This window comes from Nocardia cyriacigeorgica, from assembly GCF_029868385.1.
Lineage (GTDB): Bacteria > Actinomycetota > Actinomycetes > Mycobacteriales > Mycobacteriaceae > Nocardia > Nocardia cyriacigeorgica_F.
In genome coordinates this window covers 46,348-58,640 of sequence record NZ_JARWNX010000019.1, presented here as the reverse complement: position 1 = coordinate 58,640, position 12,293 = coordinate 46,348, and the positions used below count along the sequence as shown (strand labels likewise).

At 65.6% G+C, this 12,293-nt stretch carries 8 protein-coding genes; 4 read left to right on the top strand and 4 right to left on the bottom strand.

All coding sequences use genetic code 11. The features are described 5' to 3' along the window. Positions 1-26: 26 nt before the first annotated feature. The 4 genes from nrdE (at position 27) to mgtE (ending at position 8,723) form a co-directional block, all read left to right on the top strand. A complete protein-coding gene (gene nrdE, locus QH168_RS01775) occupies positions 27-2,108 on the top strand; it encodes a class 1b ribonucleoside-diphosphate reductase subunit alpha (protein ID WP_280232623.1) in 2,082 nt (693 codons plus the stop codon). A gap of 138 nt (positions 2,109-2,246) precedes the next feature. After that, the gene (locus QH168_RS01770; protein WP_280232593.1) at positions 2,247-2,606 is read left to right on the top strand and encodes an effector-associated constant component EACC1; all 360 of its coding nucleotides are present in this window, start codon (positions 2,247-2,249) and stop codon (positions 2,604-2,606) included. After that, complete coding sequence (gene eccCb / locus QH168_RS01765) at positions 2,599-6,945, top strand: type VII secretion protein EccCb (RefSeq protein ID WP_280232592.1); 4,347 nt, start codon at positions 2,599-2,601, stop codon at positions 6,943-6,945. The genes QH168_RS01770 and eccCb overlap by 8 nt, the downstream gene beginning before the upstream one ends. Positions 6,946-7,358: 413 nt before the next feature. Further along, positions 7,359-8,723 carry a magnesium transporter gene (mgtE, locus tag QH168_RS01760; RefSeq protein ID WP_280232591.1) on the top strand — a complete coding sequence of 455 codons (1,365 nt, stop codon included), beginning with the start codon at positions 7,359-7,361 and terminating at the stop codon, positions 8,721-8,723. 15 nt (positions 8,724-8,738) lie between these two features. Here mgtE and QH168_RS01755 read toward each other — a convergent pair whose 3' ends face one another. From QH168_RS01755 to QH168_RS01740, 4 genes are all read right to left on the bottom strand, one after another. Continuing rightward, the gene (locus tag QH168_RS01755; RefSeq protein ID WP_280232590.1) at positions 8,739-9,659 is read right to left on the bottom strand and encodes a hypothetical protein; all 921 of its coding nucleotides are present in this window, start codon (positions 9,657-9,659) and stop codon (positions 8,739-8,741) included. Positions 9,660-9,758: 99 nt separating this feature from the next. Beyond that, complete coding sequence (locus QH168_RS01750) at positions 9,759-10,709, bottom strand: hypothetical protein (RefSeq protein ID WP_280232589.1); 951 nt, start codon at positions 10,707-10,709, stop codon at positions 9,759-9,761. Positions 10,710-10,817: 108 nt separating this feature from the next. Further along, the gene (gene nrdF / locus QH168_RS01745; protein WP_280232588.1) at positions 10,818-11,780 is read right to left on the bottom strand and encodes a class 1b ribonucleoside-diphosphate reductase subunit beta; all 963 of its coding nucleotides are present in this window, start codon (positions 11,778-11,780) and stop codon (positions 10,818-10,820) included. Positions 11,781-12,056: 276 nt separating this feature from the next. Further along, entirely contained in the window at positions 12,057-12,281 is a 225-nt protein-coding gene (locus QH168_RS01740) for a hypothetical protein (protein ID WP_280232587.1), read from the bottom strand. Positions 12,282-12,293: the final 12 nt, after the last annotated feature.

Below are 12,293 nucleotides of genomic sequence, written 5' to 3'. Positions count from 1 at the left end.
TACTCGACTACCACGCCCTCAACGCGATGCTGAACCTGTACGGACCGGACGGCGAGATCCAGTTCGACAAGGATCGTGAAGCCGCCCACCAGTACTTCTTGCAGCACGTCAATCAGAACACCGTCTTCTTCCACAACCTGGACGAGAAGCTGGATTATCTGATCGACGAGAACTACTACGAGCCCGAGGTGCTCGACCAGTACAGCCGCGAGTTCATCAAGAGCCTGTTCCAGCAGGCCTACGCCAAGAAGTTCCGGTTCCCGACCTTCCTCGGCGCCTTCAAGTACTACACCTCGTACACGCTCAAGACCTTCGACGGCAAGCGCTACCTGGAGCGGTTCGAGGACCGGGTATGCATGGTGGCGCTGACGCTGGCCGCCGGTGACGAAGTACTGGCCCGCGAACTCGTCGAGGAGATCATCGACGGCCGCTTCCAGCCCGCCACCCCTACGTTCCTCAACTCGGGTAAGAAGCAGCGTGGCGAGCCGGTCAGCTGCTTCCTCCTTCGCATCGAGGACAATATGGAGTCCATCGGGCGCTCCATCAACTCCGCTTTGCAGCTGTCCAAGCGTGGTGGCGGGGTGGCGTTGCTGCTCAGCAATATTCGTGAGCACGGTGCGCCGATCAAGAAGATCGAGAACCAGTCCTCGGGCGTCATTCCGATCATGAAGCTGCTGGAGGATTCGTTCTCCTACGCCAATCAGTTGGGCGCGCGTCAGGGGGCGGGCGCGGTGTACCTGCACGCGCACCACCCCGATATCTATCGCTTCCTCGACACCAAGCGGGAGAACGCGGACGAGAAGATCCGCATCAAGACCCTCTCGCTGGGTGTGGTGATCCCCGATATCACCTTCGAGCTGGCGAAGAAGAACGAGGACATGTACCTGTTCTCGCCGTACGACGTGGAACGCATCTACGGTAAGCCGTTCGCCGATATCGACGTCACCGAGAAGTACTACGAGATGGTCGACGACAAGCGCATCCGCAAGTCGAAGATCAAGGCGCGCGAGTTCTTCCAGACCATCGCCGAACTGCAATTCGAATCGGGCTACCCGTACATCATGTTCGAGGACACGGTGAACCGGGCCAATCCGATCGCGGGCAAGATCACCCACTCCAACCTGTGCTCGGAGATCCTCCAGGTCTCCACGCCATCGGAGTTCAACGACGATCTGTCCTATGCCAAGGTCGGCAAGGACATCTCCTGCAACCTCGGTTCGCTCAATATCGCCAAGACGATGGACTCACCGGACTTCGCCAAGACCATCGAGACCTCGATCCGGGCGCTGACCGCGGTCTCGGACCAGACCCACATCTACTCGGTGCCCTCCATCGAACAGGGCAACAACTCCTCGCACGCCATCGGTCTCGGGCAGATGAACCTGCACGGGTTCCTGGCCCGCGAACGGATCCACTACGGCTCCGATGAGGGCATCGACTTCACGAACATCTACTTCTACACCGTGGTCTACCACGCGATCCGGGCGTCGAACCTGATCGCGAAGGAACGCGGCACCTCCTTCGGCGGTTTCCCCGAATCGAAGTACGCCAGCGGTGAATACTTCGACAAGTACACCGACCAGGTGTGGGAGCCGACCACCGATCGGGTGCGTCAGCTGTTCGCCGACGCGGGCGTGCACATCCCCACTCAGGACGACTGGCGCGAGCTGAAGGCGTCGGTGATGGAGCACGGCATCTACAACCAGAATCTGCAAGCGGTGCCGCCGACCGGTTCGATCTCCTACATCAACCACTCCACCAGCTCCATCCATCCGGTGGCGTCGAAGATCGAGATCCGTAAGGAAGGCAAGATCGGCCGCGTCTACTATCCGGCGCCCTATATGGACAACGACAACCTCGAGTACTACGAGGACGCCTACGAGATCGGCTACGAGAAGATCATCGACACCTACGCCGCGGCCACCCAGCACGTGGACCAGGGCCTGTCGCTGACGCTGTTCTTCAAGGACACCGCAACCACCCGCGATCTCAACCGCGCCCAGATCTATGCCTGGCGCAAGGGCATCAAGACCCTGTACTACATCCGCCTGCGGCAGATGGCGCTGGAGGGCACCGAGGTCGAGGGCTGCGTGAGCTGCATGCTCTGAGGCGCAGCCACCTTCGCCTCGATATGGCGCGGACCGGGATGAACGCCGGTTCGCGCCATACTCTTTCGGCGCACTCGTGGCGGCCGGGGCTATGGTGGTCGGACACCGTCTGTGGATGACCAGGAGGGGCGAACAGCGATGGGTGAGGTTCTGTTCGTAATCGACGACGCACCGGGCCACCGCCCGGACCGGCTGGACCGGATCACCGACGAGCTGCGCGGTGATCTCGAGGAGCTGCGTGGCATCAGTGTGCGTACGGTCACCGCACCGGCCGCCGACGGCACGAAATCCGGTGTCGTCGAACAGCTTGGGCAACTCGCGATCTCCGGGGGCGCGCTCACGCCGGTGGCCTGGGCGATCCACGGCATCGTCGTCACGTTGATCGAACGCTCGGGCGCGCGGTCGATCACGGTCAAGAAGGGCGATACCGAGGTCACCATCACCGGAGCGTCCGCCGAACAGATGGACCGGCTGCTCGACCTGCTCGGCGATGAATAGCGAATCCGGCCAGCGCACCGCACTGTTCATCGCCAACGACACCTACCATTTCGACGGGCTGTCACGGCTGTACGCACCGGTCGAGGACGCCGAGCAGCTGCGAGAGTTGTTGCGCGATCCGGAGATCGGCGGTTTCCGGCCCGCCGATCTGCTGGTGAACGAATCCAAGGCCGAGATCGAGCGCAATATCGAGCGGTTGTTCCGCCACGCCGGACCCGATGATGTGGTCCTGCTGTACTTCTCCGGTCACGGCCTGCGCACCCGCCAGAATCTCTACCTCGCGACCAGCAATACCGATCCGCAGCTGGTGTCGAGCACGGGGATCTCCGCCGGATTCATCCGGGAGATGATCAAGGAATCCGCCGCGGCGGCCAAGATCATCCTGCTCGACTGCTGCTACAGCGGCGCCTTCCTCGGCGCCGACGTGATGAAGTCGACCCCGACCATCGACGATGTCGGTGAGGAACTGGCCGCCGGTGACGGCATCTGCATCCTGACCGCGGCCAGCGCCGTCGAAACCGCCGAGGACGGCCGAGCCACCCCGGATCGTTCGGAACCGCTGTCGGCGTTCACCGCGGCGATGGTGAAGGGCATCAGCACCGGTCTCGCCGACAACAGCGGCGGACTGATCAGCGCCTACGATCTGTGGAATTACGTCAGTGCCGAGGTGCGCGGCCGGACCAGCAGGCAGACGCCCAATCATTACGGTGTGCTGCGGCAGGAGGTCTATATCGCCAAGGTCCGGCGCAGGCATCCGAGCACGGTGGACACCGGGGAACGGGTCCAGCTCGGCGAGCTGTTGGGGCGGCTGGAACGCGATCCCGCGCTCGGCTTGCGGGCCGAATCATGGTGGGGCACCGGCAGGCTCCAGGTGCCGATCGGCCAGGAACGCCGACCGGACGGCACCCCGGGGGAGACGGTATGGCTCGATCTGGCCGGGACCGATGGAAACCTCCTGGTGGTCGGCCGCGCCGGTGCCGGTAAGAGCACCCTGCTTCGCACCCTCGCCGGATCGCTCGCGCTCACCCACACACCGGGCGAGGTGCAGGTCTACGGTCTGGAGGCCGGTAACCGACTGGGATCGATCGCCGCGCTGCCGCATATCACGGAGGTCGCGGGCGACGACGAACCCGAACAGGTGCAGGCGATCCTGCAACGGATCGTCACCGCGATCGGTACCCGGAAGAAGCTGTATCGGGCCAACAACATCGACTCACCCGCGAGCCTGCGTGCCGCGCGATCACTGCCGGCGGTCGGTTCGGTCGCCGATATCTTTCTGCTGCTGGATCGCTGGGGCGATTTCAGCGACCAGATCGCGAAATTCGCCGACACGCTGCGCTATATCGCCGGTGCCGGACCCGAATACGGGGTGCACGTGGTCGCCACGGCGCGCGATTGGAGCGAGATCCCGAACTGGCTCGCCGATCTGCTGCCCGCCCATATCGAGTTGCGACTGCACCGGCCCGAGGAATCCAGGGACCACCCCGACCGCGCCGCGCAACTGCCGCACAGTCCCGGCTGGGCGCTCTACCGGCAGCGGCCGTTCCGCATCGCCATGCCGGACCTGCGGGAACTCGCGCCGGAGACGATGGGCGCCGCCGATCTCACCGACGGCGCCGCCGAACTGGTGAGCCGGGTGGTCGACGCGCGGCCGGAGGATTCGGACACCCCGGTCCCGGCGCGTTCGCTCTTCGACGGTGAGGTCGATTTCGCGACGCTGTTCGGGCTCGGGCCCTCGGGTGTGGTCGATGTGGATACCGCCTGGCAGTCGCGCTGGCGCGGTCGGCTGCGGATTCCGATCGGCGTCGCGCCGGACGGGCAGCCGGTCGAACTGGATCTGAAGGAGGCCGCCGAGAACGGCATGGGCCCGCACGGTCTTCTCGTCGGCGCCGCCGGATCGGGGAAATCGAATCTGCTGACCACCATCATCGCCGGATTGGCGCTCACCCATTCGCCGGAGGCGGTCAACTTCCTGCTGGTCGACGGGGTGGGGGAGGGGGTGTACGACCGGCTGGCCGGGCTGCCGCATGTCTCCTCGATCGTCTCGGCGCTCGATTCGCATCCGGCCCAGATCCGTCGGCTACAGCTGGCGATCGAGGGTGAACTCGAGCGCCGTCAGGAGCATCTGCACCGCACCGGCAGATTCGCGAGCCTGCGCGATTACGATCTGGCCCGCGAACGAGATGCGGCCCTGCCGCCGCTACCCACACTGTTCGTGGCCATCGACGGATTCACCAATCTGCTGACCGCGCCCCGCTCGGACTTCCTCGAGACGCTGGTGGCGATCGGCAGGCTCGGCCGATCCCTCGGCGTTCATCTGTTGCTGTCCACCGCGCGGCTCCAGGAGGAGCGGATGCGTGAGCTGGGCACCTTCCTCAGCTATCGCATCGCCCTTCGCACCTATTCGGCCGCCGAATCGCGCACGATCCTCGGTGTTCCCGACGCCTACGAGTTGCCGGGCGCGCCGGGCCACGGCTATCTGCGGGCCGAAGCCGGTGAACCGGTTCGGTTCAAGGCCGCCTACGCCTCCCTGCCCGATCCACGCTCCGGTCGGTCCGGCGATGCGGCGGCCGTGCAGCAGACGATGGTGGAATCGGTGGTCGCGCAATTGGTGTCGAAGGGCCGTCCGGCCTATCGGATCTGGTTGGAATTCCCGGAACGGATACCGGTCGCCGATATCCTGGCCCGGCCCGAGGTCATCGAATCGATCGAGCCGGGCGGTCCGAGCCTGCGGGTGCCGATCGGGCTGCTCGATCTGCCGCAGCGGCACCGGCAGGCCGGGTTGATCGTGGATCTCTCCGGCAAATCCGGCAATATCGCGCTGGCCGGTGGGCGCAGTTCCGGCAAGTCGACGGCGCTGGCGACGATCGTGTTGGCCACCGCGGCGATCTACCCGCCCGAATACGCGCAGTTCTATCTGCTCGATTTCGACGGCGCGCTCGGTGCGCTGTCGGCGCTGCCGCATGTGGGTTCGGTCGCGGGCCGATCCGATCCGGACCGGGTCCGGCGCACGATCGCCGAGCTGGAATCGTTGCTGACGGATCGGAAAGAACTGTTCCGGGTACACGGGATCACCTCGATGATCGAATTCCGTGCCCGGCGTGAAGAACTCGCGCGCCGAACAACCGAGAATACGAACGGCGGGGCGCGAGCCACACGTTTCGGTGACGTCTTCCTGGTCGTCGACGATTGGCGCTACGCCCGGGAACGGGACGACAAACTCGACGAGCGCCTCACCGGACTTGCCGTCGAAGGTTTGCCGTACGGAATCCATCTGATCGTCGCCACCACGAGATGGATCGATATCCGGCCCAGCCTGATCGAACGGTTCGGCACCCGGCTGGAGCTGCGGCTCGACGATCCGGCCGATTCGATATTCGATCGCAAGGCCGCCGCCCTGGTACCCACCGTGCCCGGCCGAGGATTGACCGCGATCACCAGCGTCGCCGATACCGTGCTCATCGCCATGCCGACCATGGCGACGCCGACGGCCGACCAACCGCCGTCTGCGCTCCTTGCCGCCGCGGCCAGGCAGCTCGCCGACGCCTATCCGGGCCGCAGGGCCCCCGAGATCCGCACACTGCCCGACCGTATCGCCCGCGCCCAGGTGCTCGAGCTCGCCGCGGCGGCCGGTATCGACCAGAGCCGCGGCCGGGTCGTGGTGGGCGTACGGGAGTCCGATCTGCGCCCGCTCGTGCTCGATTTCACCGAACAGCCGCATCTGTTGGTGTTCGGCGATGTGGCCTCGGGTAAGACGACGCTGCTCGGCAATATCGTCACCGGGATGGCCCAGCAGTTCGGTGCCGAGGAGGCCGTACTCGTTGTGGCCGATCCGATGCGCGGATTGCTCGACCTGGTGGGCGGCATATCGCAGGTCAAATATTCGCCCTCGGTCTCCGGGGTCGCGGCATCGGTACAACAGATCGCGAGCGAACTGGCCCGACGGATGCCCTCCGCCGATATCTCACCGCAGCAGTTGCGGGATCGCAGCTGGTGGCGTGGACCGCAGATCTTCATCGTCATCGATGACTACGAGCGTTTGGTCACCTCGGCCAATCCGCTTGCGCCCCTTGTCGATTACCTGGCGCAGGGGCTCGACCTGGGTCTGCACCTGATCATCACGCGGGCGAGCACCGGCGCCTCCCGTGCACTGTACGATCCGGTGCTGAGCCGGATGCGGGAACTCGGGGCGGACGGACTGATCCTCAGCGGATCACCCGACGAGGGCAAGCTCATCGGTAATGTCCGCGCCACCGCGCAACCCCCCGGCCGCGGCACCTACATCAGCCGGACCCGCCCGCCCGAGCAGGTGCAGATCAGCTACCTACCGCAACTCTGACGTACCCGGCAGGGCAGATGACCATCGCGAGTACGGTTTCCGGCCCACTGGGTTCTTCCACGTCGGGTCGCGAAGGCGAAGACACGCCCGGATAGCAAAACGCCGGATGGGGCGGGCGTCGATGCGCGCAATAGCGAAGATGGGATGTATCCTGCACACGATTGCGTTTGCATGAGTACCGGTGGTCGACCGTCCGCCGGTAGGGGCTGGCCAGCGATACGACGCGGCGGCGAATTCGGAGGAGGTGGTGTTGCAATGCGCAGCGAACCTCCCAGTCGAAGGCCGCGCGGCGCCGCGCCTTCGCATTCCCGGTAGCAAGTCCTTCCGGCGGTAGCGACTGGCGTGAGCGCCCGCGGTGTGACGTCGTTTTCCCGATTCACTCTCGCAACTCACTGCTGTGCCGAGGACGTGCCATGTCGCAGACCGAACTGATCCACGAGCGCCCCACCCTGTCGGAGTCCCTCCAGGACGTCGTCGAACGCCACCGCGTCGACGCCGCCCTGCACTGGCTCGACACCCATCCGCCGCATGTCATCGCCGACGAGATCGCCCGCATGGACGCCGTCGGCGCCGGTGTCGCCTTCCGGCTGCTGGACAAGGACCTCGCGCTCGCGGTGTTCGAGGAACTCGAACCGGTCGACCAGCAGCAGATCCTCGAGGGCATGCGCGAGCAGAGTTTCCGCGAGCTGGTCGAGGCGATGGCGCCCGACGACCGTGCCCGCATGCTGCGCGAGGCTCCGGCCAAGGTCGCCAAGAAGGCCCTGGCCGGGTTGAGCCCGCGCGAACGTCGGATGACCGCGGCGCTGCTCGGCTACCCGGAGGGCTCGGTCGGGCGGTACATGACGCCGGAAGTCGTTGCGCTGCCGGGGAATCTGACCGTCGCCGAGGCATTGCGCACCGTGCAGCTCAAAGGTACCGGCGCCGAAACCGTCTACACCCTGCCGGTGGTCGACGCCGGGCGCCGGTTGCGCGGCATCGTGGAACTACGTGAGCTGGTGCTCAGCACTCCCGAAACGATGGTCGCCGATCTCGTCGTCACCGAACCGGCGTTCGTGCGCGCCACCGACTCCGCGGAGAAGGCGGCGCGGTTGATGCGCGAGACCAACGACCTCAATCTGCCCGTCGTCGACAGCGAGGACCGCCTGGTCGGGCTGCTGACCTTCGACGACGCGGTGGAGGTCATCGAGGCCGCCGACAGCGAGGACGTCGCCAAACAGTCCGGTTCGGCGCCCTGGGAAGGCCACTACATGGCCGCCGGGGTGTTCCAGCTCGCGCGCTACCGCGCGCTGTGGCTGCTGTTGTTGCTGCTCGCGGCGACCTTGACCGTCAGCGTCACCGACTACTTCGAAGGCACCCTCGAACAGGCCGCGCAGCTGGCGCTGTTCATTCCGCTGCTCATCGGCGCGGGCGGTAACGCGGGTGCGCAAGCGGCCACCGCCTGCGTGCGCGCGCTCGCGGTCGGTGAGGTGCGCGGTGGCGATCTGCTGAAGGTGATCTGGCGTGAATGCCGGGTGGGGTTGGTGCTCGGCGCCATGCTGGCCGGAGCGGGCGTGGTCATCGGCGCCTTCTTCGTCGGCCCACGCATCGCCGTGGTGGTCGGGATCACCTTGATCGTCATCTGCGCCTGGGCCGCCACCATCGGCGGCACCATGCCGCTGCTGGCCAAGCGGCTGCGCATCGACCCAGCGGTGGTGTCGGCGCCGATGGTGACCACGCTGGTCGACGCCACCGGGCTGATCATCTACTTCACGACCGCGAAGGTGGTACTCGGGATCTGAGCGTATGGCTCGCGATCAGGGCAGCGGATACATCGTCATCAACTGATCGCGGGTCCGCTCGACCTCCTGCTTGTTCTTACCGAGAACCGTGATGATGGGCAGTGCGCCGCCGGGAAGTTCCTGGCCCACCGCGAAGGTGTAGCCGATGAACTGACCGTCGCCCGCGCGGCCCACATGGACCGGGCGTCCGTCGATGGTGATGGTCTCGTCGCGGTTGATCTCGTCGTCGGCCTGGTACGCGTATTCGATGGCCGTCGGCGCATCGGCACTGCCGAACCGGCAGACCTGAGCGACCTGATAATCGTGCACCGGTAGCGGTGTGGCGCCGAGCTTCGGGAGCGCCTCACACGGATCGGCGCCGGTGAGTACCGTGCGCACGGCATCCGGTGAGGCGCCGAAGGCGGGGCTGGTCGGCAGTTGCTCGATCGCGGTGTCGATCAACGCATTGCCGATCGCACAGGTGTCGACCGGCGACGGCGCCTCGATATCGAGGAAGATCTGTGCCATGGAGGGGAATTCGGCGGTCGTCCAGCAGTTCTTCGGCTCTGCGGTGGACCCCAGATCCTCCGGCGACAGCACCTCGATCTTGACATCACCGACCTTGCGGGTCTCCTCGATCGCACTGGCCTGCGGCGCCCACACCAGCGACCATGTGGCCTCGACGGCCGATCCGTCGGCGTCGAACCGGGCCCGGCAACCATTGATGGTCTGGCCGCCCACCCGCACGTATTCGACCTTGCCCTGCTCCTCCAGCGCCGACCGCGGGATCAGCGCGCAGGTATCGACATTGCGGATCCGGTGGAAGACGTCCGAGACCTCGGCCTCCGACACCGCGGGTGTGAACCAGATCTGGTCGACGGACGGGGAAGTGCTCTGCTGCTGACAGCCGACCCCGCCCACCAATACCGCGGCAATGATCGTCAGGCGACGCAACAACGGAACTCCCTCGGGTGCACGCCGACCCACTGCGAGGACCGGTCACCCGACAAAATATCTCGAGCCCGAGGCCACCATCGAATCGTGGTGCCGGGCGGGTCAGGTGAACCGGGCCAGTAGTTCACGCATCGTTCGTTCGACCATGTCCTCGTCCTTACCGGTCACCGACACCACGGGCACGATATCGCCCTCGTACGATTCGCCTTCCGCGATCCGCTCACCCACGGCGGCGCTGTAGATGTGGAAGTCCTGGTGTTGGCTGCGGTACACGGATCGGCCGTCGAGTTCGGTCTTCTCGTCCTCATCGAGGGTCGCGGTGCCGTCGTAGTTGTAGGAGATGACCATCTCTTCACCGTCGTGCCGGAATTCGCACATCTGGACCAGTTGATCGCCCGCGGGTTCCGGCGCCACCGACAGCGCGGGCAGCACCGCGCACGGATCGGCGCCGGTGAGGACAGTCGTCGCGGTATCCGGTGAGGTCCCATGCGGTGGTTCGGTACGCCAGCGGGTCAGCACGGTGTCGAGCAGCGGGTCGCCGATCGCGCAGGGATCGGCGGGCGCGGCCGCCTCGACCGAGAAGAAGACGATGACCTCCGCGGGGAACTGCGCGGTGAAACGGCAGGTCGCCGGTACGGACGAGGTGGAGGGCTCGGGCGGGTCGACGTTCACGGCGATATCGCCGAGTCGGCGGGTCTCGGTGAATCCGCCGCGCAGCGGCCCCTTCTGCGCGGCCCATTCGATCTCGATCGGCTCCGGCCCACCCGATTCGAGTACCGCGCGGCAGCCGGTCGGCAGCGGTCCGTCGGAGGTGACCGTCCGCACTGCTGCGTGGGTGCTCAGGACTTCACGCGGCAGTAGCGCACACGGATCGATCGCGCGGATACGCCGCAGGACCTCCCAGCGCTGATCATCGGTCTGCGGCACGGTCGACCAGAATTGCGCCGATGCCGCCGCGGGAGTGGATGTGGGCGCGGCGACGGGTGGTACCTCGTCCTGGCAGGCCACGGAACAGGCGGCCAACGCGCCGATGAGCGTCAAGCGACGGAACAACGATCCCCCTCGGTACACGACCGGACCCCCGAGGCCCGGTCACCGACAAAATAGCTCGAGCCCGATACCGCGATCGAATCGCGGTATCGGGCGAGCGAGGGTGTGGGTCTAGAACTCCCAGTCCTCGTCTTCGGTATTGACCGCCTTGCCGATGACGTAGCTGGACCCGGAGCCGGAGAAGAAGTCGTGGTTCTCGTCGGCATTGGGGGACAGCGCCGACAGGATCGCCGGGTTGACCTCGGTCTCGTCCTTCGGGAACAGGCCTTCGTAGCCGAGGTTCATCAGGGCCTTGTTGGCGTTGTAGCGCAGGAACTTCTTGACGTCTTCGGTGAGGCCGACCTCATCGTAGAGGTCCTGGGTGTATTCGACCTCGTTGTCGTACAGCTCGAACAACAGCTCGAAGGTGTAGTTCTTCAGCTCGTCGCGTTCGGGCTGGGCGAGCTGCTCGAGGCCCTTCTGATACTTGTAGCCGATGTAGTACCCGTGCACGGCCTCGTCGCGGATGATCAGGCGGATCATATCGGCGGTGTTGGTGAGCTTGGCGCGCGAGGACCAGTGCATCGGCAGGTAGAAGCCGGAATAGAACAGGAAGCTTTCCAGCAGCGTTGAGGCGACCTTGCGCTTGAGCGGATCGTCGCCGCGGTAGTAGTCGAGTACGATCTCGGCCTTGCGCTGGAGGTTGCGGTTCTCCTCCGACCAGCGGAAGGCGTCGTCGATCTCGCGGGTCGAGCACAGCGTCGAGAAGATCGAGCTGTAGCTCTTCGCGTGCACCGACTCCATGAACGCGATATTGGTGAGCACCGCTTCCTCGTGCGGGGTGAGCGCGTCGGGGATCAGGCTCACCGCGCCGACGGTGCCCTGAATGGTGTCGAGCAGGGTGAGGCCGGTGAAGACCCGCATGGTCAGCTGCTTCTCGTCGGCGGTGAGGGTGTTCCACGACGGGATGTCGTTGGACACCGGCACCTTCTCCGGCAGCCAGAAGTTGCCGGTCAGCCGGTCCCAGACCTCGGCATCCTTCTCGTCGGGCACCCGATTCCAGTTGATGGCCGACACCCGATCGATCAGTTTCATCCTGCCTCCACGCCTTTCCCGCGCACATCCCAGCACGCTGCTGTCACGGAATTCCCTACACCCAGAACACTACTCCTAGTGGGTGACAACTCCGAGCAACACAACACCTTGTGTCGAAGCGACCATTCTCACCATCGGGTCCACTGCCTATGGGCGGTCGCTCGCGTTCGCTCATTGTCCGCCATCGGCTTCTCGGGTCGCCCACCGGGACGCGGCGCGTCGGGCCGATCGCGGATGGTTTGCCGAAGCGGGGCGAACCGTTGGGCTGTGTGGGCGTCAGTCTCCCGGCTGATCGGTGTCCTCGCCCTTCGAATCATCGGAGTCGGGCTTCGACACCGATGAGAACGCGATTCCGAGGGCGAGACCGATCGCCATGCCGAAGCCGATGCCGATGGCGAGATTGTCGAAGACGGTGAGGCCGAATACCGTGCCGATCGACAGGCCGAGGCCGAGACCGATAGCGATGCCGTTGCTCAGGGAGCGTTCGGGTGCGGAAGCCATGGCCGCGATGGT